The organism is Pseudomonas sp. MWU12-2037, from assembly GCF_023242345.1.
In the GTDB taxonomy this organism is placed as follows: Bacteria; Pseudomonadota; Gammaproteobacteria; order Pseudomonadales; family Pseudomonadaceae; genus Aquipseudomonas; species Aquipseudomonas gingeri_D.
The window spans coordinates 1-24,652 of the sequence record NZ_JALLIZ010000013.1; the positions used below are offsets into that span (position 1 = coordinate 1).

A 24,652-nucleotide genomic window follows, 5' to 3' on the forward strand; every position below is an offset into this window, starting at 1 on the left:
TGGTGGTCTTGTCAGTGCCAATGACAAGCTGCTGATCACCTCGACCGGGGTGGTACAGAACGGCAATGGCGGTTTGATCGCCAGCCGTAACGGCGACCTGCAACTGAGCGCCGCCAGCCTTGGCAACGGCAAGGGCTCGTTGCAAGGCAAGGGCGCGGTCAGCCTCGACGTCAGTGGCGATATCGACAACCAGAGCGGCAAGGTGATCGCCCAGGACGGCGACCTGTTCATCAAGGCGACCAACCTCGACAGCCGTGGTGGTCTGCTGTCGAGCATCAGTGGTGCACTGACAACCCGAGTCGTTGGTGTACTGAAAAACGGCTACGACCTGAACAACAACCGCCAGGGCGGCCTGATTCAGGCCCCGCGCCTGGACCTGCAAGCCTGGGGCGGACTCGATAACTACGGTGGCCGCATCGCCGCGCTAACGGGTGATGCGCTGGTCGATACCGGGGCAGGGGACTTCGACAACCGCAATGGCGCGATCCATGCCAATGGGCTGGTCCGGGTCTCGGGCAACAACTTCGATAACAGTGGTGATAACGACGGCCAGATCTCCGGTCGCCAGATCAATATGAAGCTCGCGGGCGCCCTGAACAACCGTTTGGGCATTATCGAGAGCGACAGCACTCTTTCGATCACTGCCGCCAGCCTGGATAACCAGACCGGCCAGCTACGTGCACTGGGCGGCAGCGGCAAGACCGAATTCCAGATCGGCGGGTTGTTTGACAACAGCAACGGCAAGCTGGAAACCGCCAACAGCGATCTGACCCTGGGCGTCGGCAGTTTCATGAACCAGGGTGGCAGCGTGCTGCACACCGGTACCGGCATCTTCGACACCGCCACGGTCAATCTCATCAGGGCCGGCGGTAGCTTGGTGACCCGTGGTGGCCTGACCTTGACGGCCGATGACTGGACCAACAGCAGTGTGATCCAGGTCGGGCGGCTGACGGTCAATGTCAAGAACCTGACCCAGACCGGCAGCGGGCAACTGCTTGCCACAGACAGCTTCACCGGCACTGGCGTCAACTGGAGCAATGATGGGTTGATTGCCAGCGATGGCGCGGCCAGTTTGACCCTGAGTGGCAACTACAGCGGTAACGGACGTTACACCAGCCTGAGTACTTTGGGGCTGAGTGCTGCGCAGGTGAGCTTGGGCAACACCGCCAGTATTGCCGGTGGTGGCAATACCACGATCAATGTCGGCGGTCAGTTGAATAACTACGGCCGCATCACATCGGCTGGCGGCTTGAGCGTCAATGCCGGCTCAATCAATAACTACGGAACCTTGGGTAGCAACGGCAACCTGTTGCTGAGCGCGCCCACCCTGTTGAACCAGGGCGGCCTGATCTTCAGCGGCGGCGACATGGCGTTGCAGGTCAACAGTTTCACCAACCATTCGGCCCAGCTCTACAGCTTTGGCGCGGTCAGTATCGACGGCTATGGCGGTGCGGCGCAGGCGACCGAGGTCATCAATATCTCCGGGGCGATGGAAAGCACCGGCAAGTTCAGCATCAATGCCGCCAACTTCGAGAACCGCACTGAGAGTTTCAGTATGGGGCGCACGTTGGTCTCGGGTGCCATCGCCTACAACTGCACCAAATGCTGGGGGCACGACTATATTTTCAGCACCGTCGTTCGTGAGGTTTACGAAGGGCAGGACAACGACACCAGTGCCTCCGCGTCGCTTTCGGCGGGCAGCGACTTTGTTTTTCGCGGTGGCAACTTTCTCAATAGCAAAAGCACCATCAGTGCCGGCGGCAATATTTCCATCCAGGCTGACAACCTGAAAAACGTCGGTGCGGTTGGCGGTACCATCGAACGAACCCGTAGCTATCAGGAAATAGAGCTCTGGCGTGGGTTCACCGTGCCATTCTTCGGTGAGGTGATTGCTTACAACCAAAGAAACAATCCCGACTTTCCGAACATCTACTACATCAATGGCTCCGGTGGCCTGAGTATCGCGATCCCGGAGAACTATCGCCATCGTGAAGGTGGGCGCGACGGTGAGACCATTGAGGAAGTCCGGTTCAAGGATTCTGTCACCGGCCAAGTAGTGACCGGCGTTGATTTCAGTTATGCATACCAGCAGATCCCAACTTCTCAGTATGACCGTAACAACCTGGCGCCGTTGCCTGATCGACTGCAATCCCTGGTTTTGCTCAGCGACGTCGAAGTCGCCAAGGATGGCGCCGGCTCGGGCCGCAGTGCCGTTATCCAGGCGGCTGGCAATGTCTCGATCAGCGCAACCCAGGATCTGAACAATAGCGTTATTCACCAGGACTACGGGTTCAGTGCGGGGGCCAATAAGGTCCAGGGTACCCAGGTGGCGGGCACAGGTGCGCCTGTTGCGGTCCGACTCAATGCTCAACTACCTCCGGACCTTGCCCAGCAGCAGGTGAACCCGCTCGCACTGCCGGGCTTCAGCTTGCCCACCGGGCAGAACGGTCTATTCCGCTTGAGCGGGCAGAGTGGTTCCGCTCAGCAAGGCGCCGTAGTGCCGGGCTGGAGCGTCGTGGGCACCTCCATCGGTATCGCCCAGCGTCAGGCAGGTACAACGGATGTTCAAGCACGTAGCGTCCCGCTATCCAGTGCTGATGGCGCGGTTGCCGCCAGCGGTGGCCAGAGCCTGGCACGTGTCCAGGGCTTGCCGGATACCTCGGGCAAGACCAGTCCGCAGAAGTACCTGATCGAAACCAACCCGGTGTTGACCGACCTCAAGCAGTTTATGAGCTCGGACTACCTGTTGGCTGGTTTGGGCTACAAGCCCGATGAAAGCGCCAAGCGCCTGGGCGATGGTTTCTATGAGCAGAAGCTGATTCAGCAGGCAGTGGTTGCGCGTACCGGGCAACGCTTTATCGACGGCCAGAGCTCGGATGAAAAGCTGTTCAAGTACCTGATGGACAACGCCATCAGCAGTAAGCAGCAGCTCAATCTGTCGGTTGGCGTGAGCTTGACTGCGCAGCAGGTCGCGGCCCTGACCCACGACATCGTCTGGATGGAAACGCAGGTCGTCAACGGTGAAGAAGTATTGGTGCCGGTGCTCTACCTGGCCCAGGCCACCAATCGCCTGGCGCCAAATGGCGCTTTGATTCAAGGCGCGGATGTCACCCTGATCGCCGGGGCTAATCTGGAAAACAGCGGGACTTTGCGTGCCAGCGACAACCTGTCGGCGGTGGCGGGCAAGGATCTGCTTAACACCGGCTTGGTTGAAGCGAGCAATCGTCTGGATGCATTGGCGAGTAACAACATCGTCAACAAGTCGGGCGGGATCATTGCCGGGCGCGATGTGGGTGTGACGGCCGTCACCGGCGATGTGCTCAACCAGCGCGATGTCACCGGTATCAACCAGGCTGCGGGTTTTGTCAGCACACACCGCGAATTGCTCGACAACGCCGCGCGTATCGAAGCGGCGAACAATCTTACCGTGAAGGCTGGGCGTGACGTCAGCAACAGCGGCAGTGTGCTGCGGAGCGGTGCTGATACTTCGATCAGTGCTGGGCGCGATATCAATATCGCGGCGACTGAGAGTCACACATCCACGAACTATGGCCGGGGGGCGAACGATAGTTCCGTTACCCAGACGGCGTCGACAGTCAATGCGGGGCGTGACCTGCAAATGACGGCTGGACGGGATCTCACGGTTGTCGCCGGTCAGATCGATGCCAAGCGCGATATCTCCATGGCAGCGACCGAGAACCTGACGCTGACCTCGGCGGCGGATGAGAGTCATTACTTATCCAAAAGCAGAAAGGAAACCACTCAGCGTGACCATGTCGCTCAGGTAGCAACGACTGTCCAGGCTGGGGGGGATGTCAATCTCAGTGCGGGTAAGGATCTGGGGCTGATCGCAAGCAAGGTCTCTGCGGGTAATGAGGCCTATCTGGTGGCGGGTGACAAGCTGGATCTGCTGTCCGCGCAAAACAGCGACTACTCGCTGTATGACATGAAGAAAAAGGGTAGTTGGGGCCGCAAGAAAACCCAGCACGATGAGGTCACCCAGGTGACCAATGTCGGGAGCGAGATCAAGACGGGGGGCGATCTGACGCTCAAAAGTGGCGACTCCCAACACTATCAGGTGGCCAAGCTTGAAAGTGGCAAGGATCTGACCATCGAGAGCGGTGGGGCTATTACCTTCGAAGGGCAGAAGGATCTTCATCAGGAGAGTCACGAGAAGAGCAACAACAATGCTTTCTGGGTTTCCTCCAAAGGCAGCGGCAAGACCGATGAAACCTTGCGTCAGACCCAGATGGTGGCCGCTGGCAACATCACTATCAAGGCTGTCGAAGGGCTGAAGATCGACCTCAAGCAGGTCAACCAGCAGTCAGTCAGCCAGACCATCGATGCGATGGTCAAGGCTGATCCGAAAATGGCCTGGCTCAAGGACGCCGAGAAGCGCGGTGACGTGGATTGGCACCTGGTGAAGGAGATTCACGACTCCTACAAATACAGTAACTCGGGTCTTGGGCCGGCTTCGCAGTTGATCATTGCTATTGTCATGGCGGCTGTTGTCGGGCCTGCCGCAATGGGGGCGATGGGCACCGCGACCTCGGCGGCGGTCAGCGCAGGGACGATCAGCGCAAGTACTGCGGGAGCTCTATCCGCAGCCGCGGGCGCTATAGCCACCGGTGCTGCAACAAACGCGGCCACCAGTTTTATCAACAATGGCGGAAACCTGGGCGCGGTATTCAAGGATGTCACCTCATCCGATGCCCTCAAGGGATATGTCATCTCGGGGCTGACGGCTGGGCTGACCGCGAAGTACTTCGATGGTTGGACGGGGACCAAGACTGATCCGATAACAGGGAAAATTATTGGTCCTCCTCTCAATACGTGGACGGGTGTTGGGCAATTTGCTGCGAACCAGACTCTGCAATCCAGCACCTCAACGTTGTTGAGTAAAGCCCTGGGGCAGGGCGGCGATATGGGCGATGCTCTACAGGGGGCGTTGTTCAATACCTTGGCGGCCGCCAGTTTTAAAGCTGTGGGTGATTACACGCTTGGCAAATACGCTGATGGCACGCCGCAGAAAGTAGTCATTCATGCGATGGTCGGTGGGCTATTGGCAGAGGCCACGGGTGGTGATTTCAAGACTGGTGCACTGGCCGCAGGGGCCAACGAGCTTCTGATCAATCATCTGAGCGATCTGGTTCACGGTGACAAAGGTCTATTGACCATGTCGTCGCAGATCGTGGGCGTCCTGGCGGCGGCAGGTCAAAGTGACACTGATGCCAGCAAGATGGAGAAAGGGGCCTGGATTGCAAAAAATGCAAGCCAGTACAACCGGCAGTTGCACGCGGATGAAGACAAATGGATTCGTGAGAACGCCAAGGCGTTTGCTGCCAGTCAGCACATCAGTGAGCAGGAAGCGACTGAACGGTTGAGCCAGCAGGCGTTGAAGGATGTCGATTATCTGTGGCGTGCTCTCTTGAGCGATGGCACTGATAACGACGCCGCGAAATTCTTGGCGAACAGCGGCAAGACGTTTACCAACGACTTGGGTGAGCAGCAGGCGTTGTTTACCGCAAAAGGCCAGCAGTTGTTCCGGCCCGAGATGTTTGCGGACACGGCTGATCCGCAGTTCTATCGCCAGTTCGTACAAAGCGGTATCAGCCGTCCCTTGAGCGAAGGTCTGATCAAGGAGATGAAGGACTCGGGTGTCGACCTGAAGAATGGTGCGGTGGATCTGGCCAGGTTTGCGGCTCAGAACCCAGGAACTGTGGTTCCTGGTATTTGGGAGGGCGTCAAAGGTGCGATCACCGGTATCCCTGATGGATTCAAGGACAGTGGCCATGCCATCGGCGAAGGGGCTGCGGCCATGTTCAATGATGACATTGCGGCCAAGCTCAACGCGATTTATGGGGTTGATGTCTCCACTGCTCAACAGGCTCTTTTCTTCATGCGTACTGTCGCAGCGGTGTCAGGCGCCGGTGCTACTGGAAAGGCAGGAGCTAAAGTTGCTGAGAAGGTCAGTGAGGCTGTTGGTAAAAAACTCGACGACATTCTTAAGGATGCGAGAGCTTTAAAAATACCGTCAAAGCTGCCTGAAAATCTAGATGGGCTTGCTAATCCTAAGGATATTAGATTTACTCAGGATAGTATAAAAAATATGTTCAAGGATGATAATTCTTTGCAGTCAACCATTGATGGTTTGAAGTCGGGGGCGATATCTCCAAACGATCTCCCACCAATTCGGGTTTTCGAAAAAGATGGATTGGTATATAGTTTGGATAATCGGAGGTTGCTCGCTGCTTCCCAAGCTAATGTGCCAATTAGAATTATCCCTGCAACGGCGGAAGAAATTACTAAAGAAGGGTGGAAGATGACGACGCCGAATGAGGGTAAAATTATTTGTGTTAGAGGTGTTTGTCAGTGAGATTAGAGGTGGGGCATGATAGATAAGATAGAGACGAAAGAAGATTTTGCAGAGTTTATTGGTAAGCTTAGGAGTGAGCTGTTGAATGCTCCTGAGGAGTGGGAAAATACGACGTTGGAAAGGTTTCTTGAATCAATGGAAGCATGGATAAAAGCTATAGATATGTATTCGAAAAATACAGGTGATACTGAGGTGCTGGTTCCTAGCTGGAATACGTTTGCGAAAATATTTTGTGCGGCGAAAATTTATGAGTAGATGGTTGTGGAGGTTGAGTCTGGAATTGTTGTTGAGTTGAAAAGTGGAGATCCGAAGAAGGGGTAAGGTTAATGAAGCGTCATTCAAATCTGTCCCCTTTTTATTCAAAAGCCTTTGAAGGAAGTGTTCCATAGTCGGTTCTTAATAGCTTAGGGTTGAACTGATGAATATTTGTCAGGGTAGTATTTCCAAGCAGTCGTTGAATCTGTTCGCTTCGGATATTGGTTCCGGGGAGTTCTTTTCATACGTAGGAAACTTGGTATCATTGGAGCAGGCAATTTCTGTTCTGGGTTTGCTTTCTCCTGACTTTATTGAGATTGATGGTCACGTTTTTTGGCTGCCTAACGCTCAACAATACGACCCGAAAAAATTTCCTTTGAAGGGGCTGGTCGAGGCTGGAATTGGTGTTTTGAAACAAAGTGAATCGAGTAGAGACGTCGAACGGTACAGAAATATTTTTTCAATAAATCAGTTTTTTTCAAAGTGGGAAGATGCGCCGGGTCGCCCCGTATTTAAGGTTGGCCTATCGGAAGAAGATTATCGTCTTTGTCATATATTTGCCGAACAGGTCATCAAGTATTGGAGGAACGCATTATCAGACTGCTTTCCGGAGAAGGTGTTTCAGTTTGAAATTGCTGATGATCTTCTCGATGAATATGGGGTTTGTCTGACATTTTGGCAGACTTAGCTGTAACCTCCCTTACGGTATCAGCTTGGCATCTAGGAAAAGGTGACACCCATTAGCCGGTCTCGAGTCAAAGCAGCGTTGAATGATCCTAATCAAACTGTGGGGCAGACGACAATAAAATTTAATCGGGTAGATCCTGGTTCGACGAGACCATGATACCATGGAGTTGACTCATACTATAGATGGAAAACTAAGACTTTATTCTTTGAGAATGAGGCTAATAAAATTCCTGGGGGTATTGAATGATTAGTAAAGATCTTGAGTTGGTGAAAGAGATTTTTGCTTTGGTTGAGTGCGGGATTGTGAATGGCTATGACTCTTTTCGTTATGAAGTTGAAGTTGGTGAGGGTTATATGGAAGCCGAGCTTACCGTTGAGAGTAATGGTGTTGAGGTGACAAATGCCGAAACCGATTTCAATGGTTCGGTTCTATATGGTTTGGTAAAAAAACTAAAGAACAGTGCAAAGGAATGCGGCGAGGACTGGACTTCGTTTGTGATTTCTTATAAGCGTGGTGAAAAGGTTGTGACTAACTTTAAATATTAAAGGAGAATGTGGGTGATGGCGCTTACTTAAAAGCTAAGTGCTTGAGTCGAAAGCAGAAAGTGAAGCAGGCAGGTCTTCGATAGAAGGGGCCGCTGAGCCCAACATGCCCACTTTTTCTTATAGCAATAAGTTGAAATATCGAGTGGCGTTCACGAAACGGGGGAGGCTTGCTCCCCGTCCCGGACCCGATGTGGTATCAGCCACTGACATCTGTCATACGTTTATCCAGCACCGAATCCACCCACAGTTGCGCCATTTATCGCATAACTCCCTAGTTTGATTGGAGCCGCCGCTGATCGCGACTAAACGATGGGGTGGCGGCCGCGCGCAGGTTAGTCGACCGGAAACTAGGGAACCGGCGCACCCTAAGGTGCCCTGCGCACGACCACCATAAAGTGCAGGCGATAAAAAAGCGCCCGTCTCAAGGTTGGCGCTGTGCGCCGTAGTTTCGCGGGCGACTAAACCCGATCACTGATGAGCAGTGACAAGGAGGAGACTAGCCAGCGGAATAGGCAGGCGCAAGCGAGTTGGATTTTCTAGGAAATTTCACTCAAGGGAAAGAGAGTTATCTTGGTTGGATAACCCGATCGCAGCCTCACTTACCTCTCCACATAAAAAGCTTGCGGAATATATCGTCGATATTCGGCGCAGAGGGCCTTGCGCGGCTTGTGCGCTTGGCCCGTATTCAGCCTTCCGATTTCTTGACGCGCTATTGTCACCACCTTATGATGCGGCCATTAAATTGATATCAAATGTTTCAAGGAATGAACATGTGTGTTTTCACCCTCGGGATGAGGTCCCCCGCGGCCATGCCGTGCCGTTACCCGAGTCTCTTCGTTTCTTCGAAATCTCCCCGTCCAAAACCCTGGAGCGCTTTCCGCAGCCTCCGGTGATAACCCCTTGACGATCACAGGTCCGGCTTTGCCCACGGTGAAGGTCGTTGCCTTGCTGTTCGCCTGAAATTTTTGTCCGCCCGTTTCCCAATATCCCCAGGTCCGATTTTCCCCAGGAGTGTGCTGCATGAAAAAAATCTCACAGGTCGCCATTTTCGGGATGGCAGCGATCACGCTGACCTCCATCGGTGGTTGTGCCACCGAGAGTTCCCGAGCCTTGCCGGTGCAGCAAGTGGAAACCGCCAACCAGGCCTACGCCGGTGTGCGTACCCCCATCGCTGTCGGCAAGTTCGATAACCGTTCCAGCTATATGCGCGGGATCTTTTCCGATGGTGTCGACCGTCTCGGCGGCCAGGCCAAGACCATCCTGATCACCCATTTGCAGCAGACCAACCGCTTCAGCGTGCTGGACCGCGACAACCTGGCGGAGATCCAGCAGGAAGCGAACATCAAGTCCCAGTCGCAGAAACTCAAGGGCGCGGATTTTGTGGTCACCGGCGACGTCACCGAGTTCGGCCGCAAGGAAACCGGCGATCGCCAGTTGTTCGGCATTCTCGGGCGCGGCAAGACCCAGGTGGCCTACGCCAAGGTCGCTCTGAATATCGTCAATATCGTCACCTCGGAAGTGGTGTATTCCAGCCAGGGCGCGGGTGAGTACGCGCTGTCCAACCGCGAAGTCATCGGTTTCGGCGGGACTGCCAGCTACGACTCGACCCTCAACGGCAAGGTCCTGGACCTGGCCATGCGTGAAGCCGTGAACAAGATGGTTCAGGCGATCGACAGCGGCACCTGGAAACCGGGCCGGCCATAAGTACCTCTACAACAAAAACAGGGAGCTTCACGCGTCATGGGTAAAAAGTTCGGTTTGCTAGGTTACATCGCGGCAATAGCAGCAGGCGGCGCCTTGTTGGCGGGCTGCGCTCCGCAGGTCAAGACGCTGTATCAGTGGGAAGGCTATCAGCCTCAGGTTTACCAGTACTTCAACGGTGAGGCCAAGGAGGCGCAAGTCGAGGCCCTGGAAGCCGACTTGCAGAAGATCAAGGCCACCAATCGAGCCGCGCCACCGGGTTATCACGCCCACCTGGGCATGCTCTACGGCAGCCTTGGCAAGGACGACCAGATGGTGCAGCAGTTCCAGACCGAGAAAGCATTGTTCCCTGAATCGACGGCTTACATGGACTTTTTGTTGAGCAACGCCAAGAAGGGGATCAAGCAATGAATTCGCGTTTTCTGAGTGCTCTGGCCGCTCTGCTGCTGGTGAGTCTGCTGGGTGGTTGCGCAGCCCCCAAGACGGTGGATTATTCGGCCTACAAGCAGGCTCGCCCAAGGACGATCCTGGTATTGCCACCCCTGAACGAATCTCCGGATATCAAGGCCACCTACAGCCTGTTGTCCCAGGTGACATTTCCGCTGGCGGAAGCCGGTTATTACGTCATGCCGGTGGCGCTGGTGGATGAAACTTTCCAGCAGAACGGCCTGAACACGCCAACCGATATCCACAACACTTCGCCGGCAAAGCTGAAGGAAATCTTCGGCGCGGATGCGGCCTTGTACATCACGGTGACCCAGTACGGTACGCAGTACCGGGTGATCAGCAGCGCGACCATCGTGACGGCCAGTGCCAGGCTGGTGGACCTCAAGACCGGGACCGCGCTCTGGACCGGTAGCGCCACGGCTTCCAGCGAGGAGGGGAATAATAACAGTGGCGGCGGTCTGGTCGGTGCGTTGATCACCGCAGCGGTCAAGCAGATCATCAACAGTGCCAACGACGTCAGCCATCCCATTGCCGGGATCACCAGCCAGCGGCTGTTGTCCGCCGGGCATCCGGCAGGTTTGTTGTATGGACCGCGCTCGCCGAAGTACGGCACGGACTGAGGCCAGCGGTAAATAAGGGGGCACGATTCAAGCCTGGCTTGGTCGTGCACAATGGTGCGCTGAAAGGCTCGAACTGCCCCCTTTTTAACATTTTGATCCTTATCGGGAGGGCGACAAGATGAAAGAGATCGCTGAATGTGACAGCAAGAAACGGATAGGTCGCAGAGCGCCGCGTCACTAGGCTGAGGTTCCGAAATGGAATTGATGCAAGGCTTGGAAAATGAAACAGTTATCAGGAAAAGTGGCAATTGTAACGGGTGCGAGTTCAGGCATTGGCTACGAGACGGCAAAGTTATTCGCGAAGGAGGGCGCGAAAGTCGTCGTAACGGCGCGCCGTCAAGTCGAGTTGGACTCACTTGTCGCCGAGATTGAAAATGGCGGAGGCGAAGCGATTGCCGTCGCAGGAAACATCAAAGACGAGAAACTCGCGCAAACATTGGTGGCGATCGCCGTCGGTCGTTTTGGCGGGCTCGATATTGCCTTCAACAACGCCGGTTCGACAGGGGAGAGTGCATCGGTTCCCGACATTTCAGCTGATGCCTGGAATGCCATTCTCGATACAAACCTGACCAGTGCGTTCCTGGGTGCGAAATATCAGATCCCAGCGATGCTAAAGCGCGGCGGCGGTTCCATCATATTTACATCGACCTTCGTTGGCCATACCGCCGGCTTCCCGGGAATGGGAGCCTATGCGGCCAGCAAGGCCGGGCTGATCGGCCTGATGCAAGTGATCGCTGTCGAGTATGGTTTGCATGGCATCCGAGCCAATGCCCTTCTACCGGGAGGCACGGATACTCCTATGGGACGCGCCGCCACCAATACCCCGCAAGCCCGTGCCTTCGTCGAAGGACTACATGCGCTAAAGCGCCTGGCACTGCCAGAGGAGATTGCGCGATCAGCGCTCTACCTCGCCTCTGCAGCATCGAGTTTCACCACGGGATCGAGTTTGATGGTCGATGGTGGCGTTTCCATTAATCGGACGTAATCAGCGCTTCCTGTTTCCACGGGCGCCTGCCGAGGTCCAGGCGTCCGTTGACGGTCTCAGGCCTCCCCACAATTCCAATACATCTTTTCGATGGGCGATCTGTAACAAAGATTGTATATTTGTACATTCATGTTACATGACTAAAATCATCTCTTTTCTCCCTCTTTGACAGGACACTGCATATGCTCGCCTTGAAAGGACCTCAGCAGCACGGCGACACCACCCGCGCCCGTATGGCCGGAGGTCGGGCATGAGCGGCGGATCAGTAGTCGCCTGGGCCACGGCGCTCAGCACCCGGGTCTTTGAGCGCAAGGCCTCCGATGCGAAGAACGCCAACCTGCAGGAAATCAAGAACAAGCAGGTGCTCAACAACATCCCGAGGGACCCGACCGCCCTCGACACCACGAAGATGCAGAAGGACAAGCTGCAGTCGCAGTTCCAGGGCTTCGACCCGAAATCGGTCACCCCGGATCAACTGGCCAAGTACAGCAGCATCCTCCAGGAAAATGGCCTGATCAGCGCCACCACCGCCGGCTTGCTGTCCAGCGCCGGGGCGAAAGGCAAGTCGGGCGAGAAATTCAATGCGCTGGACTATTTCGCCAGCCAGATCAGCACGCTGCAAAGCGGCAGCTCGAACGACCAGTTCTCCAACCATATGATCCCGGAATACAAGAAGGCGATTAACGTGCTGCTGAACCTGCAGCAGTTCGCCAGTTCCGGCGCCAGCATGTCGATCAATACGAAAGTCTGAAACCCTTGCGGTATTGATGGCCGTCTTCGTCGGCCAGGCGCTTGCACAACGCAAGCGCCGATCAAACACGATCCATGTTCCCAGCCATCACCCTCCCGCCATTGATGGTCCGTTCCCGCCGCCTATGATGACGGTGACGCCTGTCGGCCTGCCCGTGATCCGACAGCCTCGCGTACTTTCATTTCTGCGAGCGCCACCATGACTCAAACAAGAACCCTCTACGACAAGCACATCGATTCCCATACGGTGTGTCGCCTCGATGACCAGGGCCATGTCCTGCTGTATATCGACCGTCAGGTCATCAACGAATACACCAGCCCGCAAGCCTTCAGCGGCCTGCGCGAAGCCAGGCGCGGTGTCTGGCGCGCGGAAACCGCGCTGGCCGTGGTCGACCATGTCAACCCCACCGCGCCCAAGCGCGTCGCCGCCATGCCGGACGCCGGCGGTGCCCGCCAGGTCTCGTACCTGGCCGAAAACTGCGCCGACTTCGGTATCGAACTGTTCGATGTCCTCGACAAACGCCAGGGTATCGAGCATGTGATTGCTCCGGAGCAGGGGTTTATCCTGCCGGGCATGGTGGTCGCCGCCGGTGACAGCCACACCACCACCTATGGGGCCCTGGGGGCGTTCGGCTTCGGTATCGGTACTTCGGAGATCGAACATCTGCTGGCGTCGCAGACGCTGGTCTATAAGCGCCTGAAAACGATGCGAGTGACGGTCAGCGGCGAACTGGCGCCGGGCCTGACGTCCAAGGACGTGATCATGGCGCTGATCGGCAAGATCGGCGCTTCCGGGGCCACCGGTTATGCCATCGAGTTCCGCGGCTCGACCATTGATGCCCTGAGCGTCGAGGCGCGCATGACCATCTGCAATATGGCGGTGGAGGCGGGCGCGCGAGGGGCCTTTATGGCGCCCGACGAGAAAGTCTTCGCCTACCTCAAGGACAAACCCCGGGCACCCAAGGGCGCACTGTGGGAGCAGGCCGTGACCCGTTGGCGGGAGCTGCACACGGATGCCGGCGCGCAGTTCGACCGTGAAGTCGAACTGGATGCCAGCGCGCTGGAACCCATGGTCACCTGGGGCACCAGCCCGGACCAGGCCGCGCCCATCGGGGCGAACGTGCCGGACCCGCAAGATATCAGCGACCTGATCCTGCGCCAGGACATGCGCCGCGCCCTGAATTACATGGGGTTGGAAGCCGGCATGCCGCTGAACGAGATCGTGATCAGCCATGCGTTTATCGGTTCCTGCACCAATGCGCGGATCGAGGACCTGCGTGACGCGGCCCGTGTGGTGCGTGGTCAACACGTGGCCAAGCATGTGCGGGCGATGATCGTGCCGGGCTCGACCCAGGTGCGTGATCAGGCCGAGGCCGAAGGTTTGGCGGCGGTGTTTATCGACGCCGGCTTCGAGTGGCGGCAATCGGGTTGCTCGATGTGCCTGGCGATGAACGATGACGTGCTGGAGCCGGGCGACCGCTGCGCCTCCAGCACCAACCGCAATTTCGAAGGGCGCCAGGGTGCCGGGGCTCGTACGCATTTGATGAGCCCTGCGATGGTGGCCGCGGCAGCCATTGCCGGACATCTGACCGATATTCGCCATCTGGAGCCAAGGCCATGAGCATGCAGCCGTTTTCCCAAGTCACCGGCAAGGCCGCGCCGATGCTGGCGGCCAATATCGACACCGATGTGATCATGCCCAAGCAGTTCCTCAAGGGGATCGATCGCAACGGGTTGGACCGTGGTTTGTTCTTCGACCTGCGGGTGTTGCCGTCGGGTGAACCCAATCCTGAGTTCGTGCTGAATCAGCCGGCCTGGAAAGGTGCCAGCTTCATGGTGGTGGGGCCGAACTTCGGTTGCGGTTCCAGCCGTGAACATGCGGTGTGGGGTTTGAAGCAAGTGGGGATCCGGGCATTGATCGGCAGCAGTTTCGCCGGGATTTTCTACGATAACTGCCAGCGCAACGGGGTGCTGTTGATCACCCTGGACGAGGCGACGGCGCAGCGCCTGGGGCAGGTGGTGAGCCAGCCGCAGAGTGCCGAGATCACCATTGACCTTGAGAGTCAGCAGATCCGTTTGCAGGATGGCAGTGTGATCGAGTTCCAGATCGATACGTTGCGCAAGACGGCATTGATGCTGGGGTTGGATGCCATTGGCAGCACCTTGCAGCGCAGTGAGGAGATCAGGGCGTTCGAGCGGGCGCATTTGCAGGCCAATCCCTGGTTGAGCTGAGCCGGGGCCGGTTCACCGATTCAGGGGACTCATCACATGAGATTCATGTGGTGAGTCCCGACGGCAGCTAGATCGACAGCTGTCGAAAATGCTCCTGCAAGAACTCCACACACACCCGCAATTTCCCCGAATACGCCAGCCGTGTCGGGTACACCGCCCAGACATTCGCGCTCTGGGTGTAGTCGTGCAGCACCCGCACCAGTCGCCCCTGTTCCAGCAGCGGTTTGACGTCCCACAGCGAGCGCAGCAGGATGCCGCGTCCGTCCAGTGCCCATTGCAAGACAATCTCGCCGCTGTTGGACGACAACGGGCCGCGCACCCGCACGCTGTCCTGGCTGCCGTCGCGCTCCATATTCCAGATACCGAAGGCGTTGTCACGCTCCTTGAGCACCAGGCAATCGTGTTGCTCCAGGTCGCTCAACTGCTGCGGTGTGCCACGCCGTTCCAGGTAGGCCGGTGCCGCGCAGAGTACCCGGCGATTGCTCACCAGGCGCCGGCCGATATGCTGGCCGGGAATATCGTCGCCCACGCGGATCTCCAGGTCGAAACCTTCGCTGACGATGTCCACCACGCGGTCGAACAGGTCCAGGCGGATTTCCAGGTCCGGGTAACGCTCTGCCAGAAGCGACAGCGCCGGAGCCACATGATTGCGCCCGAAACCGAAGCTGCTGCACAGGTGCAGGCGGCCGCTGGGGCTGTCGTGGGCTTCGGAGAGTTCATCGTTGAGTTGCTGGAAATCTTCGAGAATACGCACGGCCCAGCGTTGCACTCGCTCGCCGTCCTCGGTCAGGGCGATACGTCGGCTGGTGCGGTGCAGCAGGCGGGTGGCGAGGGTGGTTTCGAGGATCTGGATACGTTTGCTGACGTAGGCGGGCGACAGTCCCAGTTCATCGGCGGCGGCGGCAAAGCCGGCCTTGCGGATAACGGTGAGGAATACGCGCAGGTCTTCGGGCAGGGGCACGGTGTCTTTCTTTTGGCTCATGGGAAAAGCAACGAACGCTGGCGGCAGGAGCCGCCAGAATAGCATTGGATGGCAAGTCGGCTTCTACAGGGCTATGCGCTCTGTTTGGCGGCATCGGCAGCCGCCTGGGCTTCGAGGGCCTTGCGCCCACGCTTGAGGGCGATCGGCGCCATCTTGCTGCGGTCCAGTTCGCCTTCCCAGGCGGCCACCACCAGCGAGGCGACGGCGTTGCCGATGATATTGGTCAGGGAGCGACACTCGGCCATAAAGCGGTCCACCCCGAGGATCAGCACCATCGCCGCCACCGGTACGGTCGGCACCACCGCCAGGCTCGCGGCCAGGGCGACAAACCCCGCACCGACCACCGCACCGGCGCCCTTGGAGGTGAGCATCGTCACCGCCAGCAGGGTCAGTTGCTGCTCCAGGGTCAGGTCGATATTGGTCGCCTGGGCCAGGAACATGACCGCCAGGGTCATGTAGATATTGGTGCCGTCGAGGTTGAAGGTGTAGCCGGTGGGCACCACGATACCCACCACGCCCTTGGAGCAACCCAGGCTTTCCAGCTTCTGGATCAGCTGCGGCAGGGCCGACTCCGACGAACTGGTGCCGAGCACGATCAGCAGTTCCGACTTGATGTAGCCCAGCAGGCGGAAGATGCTGAAACCGGCATAACGGGCGATGCTGCCCAGTACGCAGGTAATGAAGATGAAGGCGGTCAGGTAGAAGGTGCCGACCAGCTTCATCAGCGGCAGCAGCGAGCCCAGGCCGTATTTGCCGATGGTGAAGGCCATCGCGCCGAACGCGCCGATCGGTGCCACCCGGGCAATCATACCGACAATACGGAAGAACACCTCGCTGGCCTGGTGGATCACGCCGACCAGCGGACGGGCCTTTTCACCGACCATCACCAGCGCCAGGCCGAACAGGATCGAGACGAACAGCACCGGCAGGATCTCGCCCTGGGAGAAGGCGTCGAAGAAGGTGGTGGGGATCACATGCAGCAGGAAGCCGGTGATGCCTTCGCCATGCTGGGCCTGGCCGACAAAGTTGGCGATGGCCGAGGTGTCGAGGGTTTTTACGTCGACGTTGAAACCCGAGCCGGGATGCAGGGCATGGGCCGCCACCAGGCCGATCGCCAGGGCGAAGGTGGAGACGATTTCGAAATACAGCAGGGCCTTGCCGCCAACCCGCCCGACCTGTTTCACGTCGTGCATGCTGGTGATACCGGAGACCACGGTGCAGAAGATGATCGGGCCGATGATCATCTTGATCAGTTTGATGAAACCGTCGCCCAGGGGCTTGAGGTCGATGCCGGTCTGCGGCCAGTGGTTGCCGATCAGCACCCCCAGCACGATGGCGATGACCACCTGGATATACAGGGTTCCCAGCAGTTTGCGGATTGTCATTGTTATTATCTCGTCACAGTTTTTGGGCAAGCCGATCCCGTCCTGGGTCGTTGGCGGCGGCCCAGGGGGAAGGGGTGGATCAGGTTCTTTGCGTCAGGCTGTTCAGCGCAGGAAGGTCAGGACTTCGCCGAGCAGCTGTTCCGGGATTTCTTCAGCCAGGTAGTGCCCGCCGGGCAGGGCCTTGCCGCGTACGTCGGTAGCCACCTGCTGCCATTCGTGCAGCGGATTGAAGCAGCGACCGACAGTGCCTTCGGCGCCCCAGAGCGCCAGCAGCGGCATATTCAACTGGCGTCCGGCCTCGAGGTCGGCGCGGTCGTGTTCCAGGTCGACGGTGGCGCTGGCGCGGTAGTCTTCGCAGATGCCCCGGGCGCTACCGGGCAGGCTGATGCAGCGCAGGTATTCGCTGAAGGCTTCGCCGGTAAAGGGCTTGAGGCCGGCACTGCGGCTGCCCATCACGCTGCGCAGGTATTGTTCCGGGTTGGCTTCGATCAGGGTTTCCGGCAGCGGTGCCGGACGGATCAGGAAGAACCAATGCCAGTAGGCGCGGGCAAAGGCTTCGTCGGTCTGGGTGTACATCGACAGGGTCGGGGCGATATCCAGCAACACCATGCGTTGCACCACCTGGGGATGGTCGAGGGCCAGGCGATGGGCAACGCGGGCGCCGCGGTCGTGGGCGAGGACCGAGAACTCGCTGAAACCCAGGGAGTCCATCAGGGCCACGCCGTCGCGACCCATCTCGCGCTTGGAGTAGTTGAGGTGCTGTTCGTCGGCTGCTGGCCGGGCGCTGTCGCCATAGCCGCGCAGGTCGGCGGCGACCACGGTGAAGTGCTTGGCCAAGTCGCCTGCGATCTTGTGCCAGATGACATGCGTCTGCGGGTGGCCGTGCAGCAGGAGCAGGCCCGGTCCGCTGCCGCCGATGCGGTAGGCAATGTCCACACCGTTGACGTGGCGCTGGTCTTTCTGGAATCCGGCGAACATGGAGTGACTCCTTATGATTGTTGCGTACATCCTAAGACCCACAGCGCACGGGGCAAGGCGCAAAGCGTGGTGCACTTGTTCATGAAGTGTGTTGTTGGACCGGTTCATGTCATTGCGGGGCGATGATTTCCGGCTTTCATCCGAGGCGCCGCCACGCCGCCCGTCGCCTTGGTTGCTCTGGCGGTTTCGAACCGAGGGTTAGAAATCGATGTCCGCCTGTTTGTTGTAGCGGTCCAGCAGGACATCGTAGCGGTGGGTCACGTTCCAGAAATCGTCGCTTAGCACTTGCGGTTCGGCGTGATTGCGCCAGTCCGTCGCCAGTTGCTCCAGGGCGGCCTGGTAACGCTGTGCGGGCTGTTCCAGCGAGGACCACAGATCATGAACCGGGCCTTTGCGTTGATTGGTGGGGAGGCTGTCGCGATAGGTCTCGCCCGCTTGTCTGGCCTGGCGCACAGTCTCGGTGGTAGCGCTCAATAGGGGCAGGTCCAACTGCTGGCTATTGGCGGCTTCGGTCAGGCGGTTGACACTCTGCCGGGCCTGAATCATGTAGTTCAACAGGTGCCAGTGAAGGTCACGGCCCAATCGCAACTCCAACTGTTTGAGCTGTTTCGGGCGTAGCGCGAGATCGAGCCATTCGAGTTCGTGGCGCAGCGCATTGGAGGCCGGTAGAAACGCTTCGATCCTGCCATCATAGTAGTCGTCATGGAAGCTCCATCCCAGTTTAGCGCTCGCCGGAGAGGCGCGTTGTAGCTCCTGGTGACGTTCCAGTACATCGGCGAGTGTCGAGGTATAGCGATCCACCAGCGGCGTTATCTGCTGCGTACCTTTGAGCAGGCCGGCCTTTAAGGCGATGGCCGGCTTGCAGATGTCATGTCGTACCGCGTTGAGATCATGGCGTTGCAAGTAGAGGAAGTCACCGCTGTTGTTGGCGGCCTGAGGTACTCGGTCGAGCCGCCAGGGCACGTCGGCAACGTTGATGCATTTGATCAAGGGGCGCAGCGCATTGGCCTCGGCAATTTCCTCGCTGCTTTGGCGATCGAGCCAGAGGCCGAAGCGGCTCTGCTGCTGTTCGGTACCGATGGTCACATAGATCAGGCAGGTCAGCACCACGCCGAGGGTAAGAAACCAGCGCATGTCCATCAGTGGCGCTCCTTGCCGTACCATTGTTCCCGGGTCGCCGGTGGGCGGCAGTCTTCGACGCTGGCCGGTATTCGACTGCACAGGCGTTCGGGCCAAGGCTGCAGGCCCTGGTTGCGCCCGGCGACGGTCAGGCCGTGAGCGGCATACAGGGCCAGGGTGGCCAGTGAGATGATCAGGATCAGGCTCCAGGCCAGCCACCAGGAAGTCGGGTGGGCCGAGGTTGTTTTCGGCGCGGCGCGGCTTTTCTTGGGGCGGTCGAGCCAGGCCATCCCCAGCATCGCGCCACCGTAGGCAAGCAGAGGGATGATGCCGAGCCAGGTGCCAATGATGCCTGCCACCAGCCAGCAAGGCAGCAGCTCACGCAACACCAGTGGCGGTGGGCGGCGCGGGCTGAGTCTTGTCGAAAGACGCTGGCTCAGGCGTTGGTCGAGCGTCCAGAGGGTGTCGGCGATACCAGGCCAGTACAACAACAGGATGCCGTTCAGCCCGCACAGCAGCAGCGACCAGAGCGCAATGGCGCTGGCGGTTTCGTTCAGCTCGTTGCCCGGCAGCAGATGGCGCTGCACCGCCGCTACGCCGCAGGCCAGCATCACGGCGGCGAAGCCGAGCCAACCGGTGCCAGGGGACTCCCATTCGCGCCAGAAAAAGGCATCGGCGCCGGGCAGCAGGCTTTGCAGTCGTGGATGGTTGGCCTGTATCGATCGGGCCAGTTGATGGCAGGCCTGCCAGTCTTCTTTATGGAAGCGGCGAGAGAAGTCGCGGCGTTGGGCCAGTGTCATATCGGCAAACAACAGCTGCGCTACCCGGTTGTCGGGGGTGTCCGGTGGCAGGCCGAGACGGTGTTGCTGGTTGGACAGGAAAGTTTCGCTGCGGCTGCGCTCCAGCAGGCGTGTCCAGTAGGGTTCCGGGCAGTTTGGCGTTAGACTGCCGCTGTTCCAGTGATTGAGCTTGCAGACGGTGTTGAACAGCTTGGCCGACCAGAACGGGCTTTCCAGCAGCAACTTCGCCAGCAGCTCGTTGAGGCGCGCTCGCCGCTCCAGGCTCTTGAGCCAACCGAGCTGCTCCAGGTTGGAGTATTCGCGCCAGAATCCTTCGACATCCCCGCGCCCAAGCAGGCCCGCCAGGGGCTCTTCCAGGCTCTTGAACAGACGCTGATCGAGTTCGAGCAATGCTTGTTTCGGCAAGTCGGCGCGTTGCCAGGGGCTCAGCCACTGGAAATGCTCCAGCCCCCAGTGGGCGAGGGCCTGGAAGTCCTGCCCGGGCTCCAGGCTGCGCAGCAGCAGTTGTTCTTCGAACTCGCGCTGAGAGTAATAGAGGGTCGCCCGGGCAAAACGCTCGTCGAGCAAGGCCGGGGTGATGCCTTCGAGCAATTCTCTGGCAACCCGTTGTGCAGCGGTGGGGCCAGAGGGGAGGATAGGCAGGCCGGTTTCGGTAGAACGTAGGACCGCTTCGACGACAGGCGCCGGCTCCCACGCCTGCGGGTTCCAGTCGAGGGCCTGCTCGTAGGCTTCGCGTAGCCGCTGGAAGCCCTCCGGGTCGTCGTCCGGGCGGGTCTGTTTGAGCAGGGTCGCGTATTGGCGTTTGATGCTGCGGGTATCGGCGTCCGCTGACAGCCCGAGAATCTCCCAGCAACTCATCGAGCGGACACCGAGCCTGGTCTCGACGCAGGAAAGTTGCCGCTGTGCGACGCTGTTACCACGACCATATCGAATAAAACTCCCTGGAAATGCGACTCCGTACTGGCGACGAATCATAACAACGCCGAGTCTATCGACGCTACGGCGGGTTTTATGAAGGGATCACGCTGGCTTTTTGCTCGGTGCTGCCTAAGATGGCCGTCAAAAGGATCAGCACAGGGCTTGAGTGACGGCCAATGTCGGAAAAAGACACCATCTCCATCCATCTGGTGCACGAGGCACTGTTGCAGAGTTGCGCTCCCGGTGCGGACACCGTGCAGGTGCTGGACAAGGTCGGGATCGACTCGACGCTGCTGGAACAGCCTGAGGCCCGGGTGCCAGCCAGTGACTATGCGCGTTTGTGGCGCCTGTTGGCGCGGCGCAACGATGACGAATTCTTCGGCATGGACCCGCGCAAGCTGCGCGCCGGCAGTTTCGCCTACCTGTGCCGCGCCGGCATGGCGCAGCCGACGGTGACGGCCGGGCTGGACTCGGTGCTGGATTTCCTGTCGTTGATGCTTGAACGTCTGCCGGCTCAACTGGTGCGCCAGCAAAGCCTGGCGGAAATCGTCCTGCTGGAGCCGGAAGGCGAGGGGCGACGGCCGTTTACCTATTTCGCCTACTGGATGATCGTCCACGGCGTGGCCTGCTGGCTGGCCGGGCGGCGTATCCCGATCCTGGCCATCGAGCTGCGCTGCGCCGAACCGGATTACTGCGAGGACTATCGGGTGATGTTTTCCGAGAACCTGCGTTTTGACCGGCCGCGCACCCGGATGATCTTTTCCGCCGACTGCCTGGACCTGCCGATCAAGCGCAGTGCCGAGGAACTGCAACGCTTCCTGGCGCTGGCGCCGGCCAATATCCTGGTCAAGTACCGCGATGCCCAGAGCCTGGCCAGTCGGATCAAGCAGGGCCTGCGCCAACAGCCGGCTGAAGACTGGCCGGAAACCGAAGGGCTGGCCGTGCAATTGTGCATGTCGGCCTCGACCCTGCGCCGGCGGCTGGCGGAAGAAGGGCAGACTTACCAGGGCCTCAAGGACAGCGTGCGCAAGGAATGGGCGATTGCCTGGCTGGCGGAGCCGTCGATCAGCTTCGCCGAGATCGCCACCCGGCTGGGCTTCGCCGACGCCAGTTCGTTCTACAAGGCCTTTCGCAAATGGTCCGGGTCCAACCCGGGGCATTACCGCAGCCTGATCCTCAACGAGGTGCACTAGGCCGCTTATTGGCCAAACCAGTCAATCAGGTTGAAAGCTTTGACCATTGTCCCAAGTCCCTGACAGCGCGACTATTTCCAGGATTTTTCTACGGTTCCTTCCAATAACAAGACCGAGAGATTCTGGACATGCGCGACTATCAGACTGCCACTGCGGACTTCGATTATCAGCAAGCGGCCCAAGCGGGCCTGAAAGGGACTTTGACGGCGCTCAACGCCTGTGTCGAATGCTGCGACCGGTATGCCTTGCCAGGGCGCATCGCGCTGTTCTGGGAAGGCCGCGACGGCAGCAGTGCGATCTACACGTTCAGTGAATTACAGGACAAGGCCGCGCGTTTCGCCAATTTCCTGCTGACCCAGGGCGTGCGACGTGGCGACAAGGTTGCCGCGCTGTTGCCGCGCAATGTCGAACTCTTGATCACGCTGTTCGCCACCTGGCGCATCGGCGCCGTCTACCAGCCGCTGTTTACCGCTTTTGGCCCCAAGTCCATCGAGCACCGCCTGGGCGGCTCCGGGGCCAAGCTGGTGGTTACCGACGCTGCCAACCGCGACAAACTCAGCGAAGTCGCCGATTGCCCGGCTATTGTCACGGTCGGCGGCCCCAAGGGGCAGGGCATCGTGCGTGGTGATTTCAGCTTCTGGGCCGAACTGGACAACTACCCGGCTTACTGCGAACCGGTGCTGCTCACCGGCGAAGACCCATTTCTGCTGATGTTCACCTCGGGCACCACCGGCCCGGCGAAACCCCTGGAGGTGCCGCTCAAGGCGATCATCGCGTTCCAGAACTACACCCGCGATGCGGTCGGCCTGCGTCCTGAAGATGCGTTCTGGAATGTCGCCGATCCGGGTTGGGCCTACGGCCTGTATTTCGGCATCACCGGGCCGCTGGGCATGGGTCACCCGATCACCTTCTACGATGGCCCGTTCACGGTGGAAAGCACCTGCCGGATCATCGAGAAATACGGCATCACCAACCTCACCGGATCACCTACCGCCTACCGGTTGCTGATTGCCGCCGGCGAAGCGTTCGCCAGCAAGGTCAAGGGCCGCCTGCGGGTGGTCAGCAGCGCCGGCGAGCCGCTGAACCCGGAGGTGATCCGCTGGTTCGCCGATAATCTGGGGGTGACCATTCTCGACCATTACGGCCAGACCGAAATGGGCATGGTGCTGTGCAATCACCACGGCCTTGAGCATCCGGTGCATATCGGCTCGGCGGGGTTCGCGTCGCCCGGGCATCGCATCGTGGTGCTGGACGAGCAGCAGCGCGAGTTGGATGTCGGGCAGCCGGGAATTCTCGCGCTGGATCGTTCCCAATCGCCGATGTTCTGGTTCAACGGCTACCAGGGGTTCGAGACCAAGGCTTTCGTTGGCCAGTACTACCTCAGCGGTGACACCGTGGAACTGAATCCGGACGGCAGCATCAGCTTTGTCGGGCGTAGCGATGATGTGATTACCACTTCGGGCTATCGGGTCGGCCCGTTCGATGTCGAAAGCGCCCTGGTGGAGCACCCGGCGGTGGTGGAGGCGGCGGTGGTCGGCAAGCCTTGCCCGGAGCGCACCGAGGTGGTGAAGGCCTTTGTCGTGCTCAGTGCGCGCTACCGTGCCGAGCCGCAGCTGGCCGAGGAGTTGCGCCTGCATGTGCGCAAGCGCCTGGCGGCCCATGCCTATCCACGGGAAATCGAATTCGTCGACGAGCTGCCCAAGACCCCGAGCGGCAAGTTGCAGCGTTTTATCTTGCGCAATCAGGAAATCGCCAAGGCCCAGGCCGCGACCTGAATACAAGAACCCCTTGTGGGAGCTGGCTTGCCAGCGATGGCGGCCGGACAGGCGATGCAGGGCTTACGGGCCTCATCGCCGGCAAGCCGGCTCCCACAGGAGAGCTTATTTACGGTTTTAACGAAGGACACTGCAATGGACATTCAAGACAAGGCTTTCATGGTCAGCGGCGGGGCTTCCGGCCTCGGTGCGGCCACCGCTGAAATGCTGGTGGCCGCCGGCGCCAGGGTGATGCTGGTGGACCTCAATGCCGAGGCCGTCGCCGCCCAGGCAAAAAAGCTCGGTGCGCAAGCCCGTAGCGTGGTCGCGGACATCACCCTGGAAGCCCAGGCCCAGGCGGCGGTACAGGCTGCGGTCGAGGCTTTCGGCGGCTTGCATGGCCTGGTCAACTGCGCCGGTATCGTGCGCGGCGAGAAGATCCTCGGCAAGAACGGCCCGCACCTGCTGGAAAGCTTCAGCCAGGTGATCAATGTCAACCTGATCGGCAGCTTCAACCTGCTGCGCCTGGCTGCCGCGGCCATTGCCGAAACCGAGGCGAATGCCGACGGCGAGCGCGGGGTGATCATCAATACTGCCTCCGCCGCCGCCTATGACGGCCAGATCGGTCAAGCCGCCTACGCCGCGTCCAAGGGCGCCATTGTCAGCCTGACCCTGCCGGCGGCCCGTGAACTGGCACGTTTCGGCATCCGCGTCATGACCATCGCCCCAGGCATTTTCGAAACCCCGATGATGGCCGGCATGACCCCGGAAGTCCGCGCTTCGCTCGCGGCCGGCGTGCCGTTCCCGCCGCGCCTGGGCAAGCCCGGCGAGTATGCCGCACTGGTACGGCATATCATTGAAAACAGCATGCTCAATGGCGAGGTGATCCGTCTCGACGGTGCCTTGCGCATGGCCGCGAAATAG

General features: G+C 59.1%; 19 protein-coding genes. 14 read left to right on the top strand and 5 right to left on the bottom strand.

Annotated elements, in window-relative coordinates:
• Positions 1–73: 73 nt before the first annotated feature.
• The 11 genes from M5B42_RS21840 to leuD all read left to right on the top strand — a co-directional run bounded on the left by M5B42_RS21840 (position 74) and on the right by leuD (position 14,599).
• Entirely contained in the window at positions 74–6,376 is a 6,303-nt protein-coding gene (locus tag M5B42_RS21840) for a DUF637 domain-containing protein (RefSeq protein WP_248746977.1), read from the top strand.
• 15 nt (positions 6,377–6,391) lie between these two features.
• Entirely contained in the window at positions 6,392–6,631 is a 240-nt protein-coding gene (locus tag M5B42_RS21845) for a hypothetical protein (protein WP_177145925.1), read from the top strand.
• Between the two features lie 163 nt (positions 6,632–6,794).
• Positions 6,795–7,319 carry a hypothetical protein gene (locus tag M5B42_RS21850; RefSeq protein ID WP_248746978.1) on the top strand — a complete coding sequence of 175 codons (525 nt, stop codon included), beginning with the start codon at positions 6,795–6,797 and terminating at the stop codon, positions 7,317–7,319.
• 242 nt (positions 7,320–7,561) lie between these two features.
• The gene (locus M5B42_RS21855; RefSeq protein WP_248746979.1) at positions 7,562–7,864 is read left to right on the top strand and encodes a hypothetical protein; all 303 of its coding nucleotides are present in this window, start codon (positions 7,562–7,564) and stop codon (positions 7,862–7,864) included.
• Between the two features lie 1,020 nt (positions 7,865–8,884).
• Positions 8,885–9,568, top strand: a complete 684-nt coding sequence (locus tag M5B42_RS21860; protein WP_177101895.1) for a CsgG/HfaB family protein — start codon at positions 8,885–8,887, stop codon at positions 9,566–9,568.
• Positions 9,569–9,604: 36 nt separating this feature from the next.
• Positions 9,605–9,976: a DUF4810 domain-containing protein gene (locus M5B42_RS21865; RefSeq protein WP_103494755.1), complete on the top strand. Its 372-nt coding sequence runs from the start codon at positions 9,605–9,607 to the stop codon at positions 9,974–9,976.
• A complete protein-coding gene (locus M5B42_RS21870; RefSeq protein ID WP_177101898.1) occupies positions 9,973–10,632 on the top strand; it encodes a DUF799 domain-containing protein in 660 nt (219 codons plus the stop codon). The genes M5B42_RS21865 and M5B42_RS21870 overlap by 4 nt, the downstream gene beginning before the upstream one ends.
• A 220-nt stretch (positions 10,633–10,852) precedes the next feature.
• Positions 10,853–11,617 (top strand): SDR family oxidoreductase, encoded by a 765-nt coding sequence (locus tag M5B42_RS21875; protein WP_103494757.1) that lies wholly within the window; start codon positions 10,853–10,855, stop codon positions 11,615–11,617.
• A gap of 250 nt (positions 11,618–11,867) precedes the next feature.
• Positions 11,868–12,368 (top strand): hypothetical protein, encoded by a 501-nt coding sequence (locus M5B42_RS21880; RefSeq protein WP_152740272.1) that lies wholly within the window; start codon positions 11,868–11,870, stop codon positions 12,366–12,368.
• Positions 12,369–12,566: 198 nt separating this feature from the next.
• Positions 12,567–13,988, top strand: a complete 1,422-nt coding sequence (gene leuC, locus M5B42_RS21885) for a 3-isopropylmalate dehydratase large subunit (protein WP_177101902.1) — start codon at positions 12,567–12,569, stop codon at positions 13,986–13,988.
• Positions 13,985–14,599 carry a 3-isopropylmalate dehydratase small subunit gene (gene leuD, locus M5B42_RS21890; protein WP_103494761.1) on the top strand — a complete coding sequence of 205 codons (615 nt, stop codon included), beginning with the start codon at positions 13,985–13,987 and terminating at the stop codon, positions 14,597–14,599. Before leuC ends, leuD begins: the two co-directional genes overlap by 4 nt.
• 67 nt (positions 14,600–14,666) lie before the next feature.
• Here the strand turns inward: leuD and M5B42_RS21895 are convergent, their stop codons facing one another.
• The 5 genes from M5B42_RS21895 to M5B42_RS21915 all read right to left on the bottom strand — a co-directional run bounded on the left by M5B42_RS21895 (position 14,667) and on the right by M5B42_RS21915 (position 20,721).
• Entirely contained in the window at positions 14,667–15,581 is a 915-nt protein-coding gene (locus M5B42_RS21895) for a LysR substrate-binding domain-containing protein (protein ID WP_248746980.1), read from the bottom strand.
• Positions 15,582–15,652: 71 nt separating this feature from the next.
• Positions 15,653–16,966, bottom strand: coding sequence for a dicarboxylate/amino acid:cation symporter (locus M5B42_RS21900; protein ID WP_248746981.1), 1,314 nt, complete (start codon positions 16,964–16,966; stop codon positions 15,653–15,655).
• A 102-nt stretch (positions 16,967–17,068) separates the two neighbouring features.
• On the bottom strand, positions 17,069–17,944 hold the full coding sequence (locus M5B42_RS21905; RefSeq protein WP_177101906.1) for an alpha/beta hydrolase: 876 nt from the start codon (positions 17,942–17,944) through the stop codon (positions 17,069–17,071).
• 198 nt (positions 17,945–18,142) lie between these two features.
• Positions 18,143–19,084, bottom strand: a complete 942-nt coding sequence (locus M5B42_RS21910) for a DUF3829 domain-containing protein (protein WP_248746982.1) — start codon at positions 19,082–19,084, stop codon at positions 18,143–18,145.
• On the bottom strand, positions 19,084–20,721 hold the full coding sequence (locus tag M5B42_RS21915; RefSeq protein WP_248746983.1) for a J domain-containing protein: 1,638 nt from the start codon (positions 20,719–20,721) through the stop codon (positions 19,084–19,086). Before M5B42_RS21915 ends, M5B42_RS21910 begins: the two co-directional genes overlap by 1 nt.
• A 236-nt stretch (positions 20,722–20,957) precedes the next feature.
• Here M5B42_RS21915 and M5B42_RS21920 point away from each other — a divergent pair, with 236 nt between their 5' ends.
• The 3 genes from M5B42_RS21920 to M5B42_RS21930 all read left to right on the top strand — a co-directional run bounded on the left by M5B42_RS21920 (position 20,958) and on the right by M5B42_RS21930 (position 24,652).
• The gene (locus M5B42_RS21920) at positions 20,958–21,974 is read left to right on the top strand and encodes an AraC family transcriptional regulator (protein ID WP_248746984.1); all 1,017 of its coding nucleotides are present in this window, start codon (positions 20,958–20,960) and stop codon (positions 21,972–21,974) included.
• Positions 21,975–22,102: 128 nt separating this feature from the next.
• Positions 22,103–23,749 (top strand): AMP-binding protein, encoded by a 1,647-nt coding sequence (locus M5B42_RS21925; protein WP_248746985.1) that lies wholly within the window; start codon positions 22,103–22,105, stop codon positions 23,747–23,749.
• A gap of 135 nt (positions 23,750–23,884) precedes the next feature.
• Complete coding sequence (locus M5B42_RS21930; protein WP_248746986.1) at positions 23,885–24,652, top strand: SDR family NAD(P)-dependent oxidoreductase; 768 nt, start codon at positions 23,885–23,887, stop codon at positions 24,650–24,652.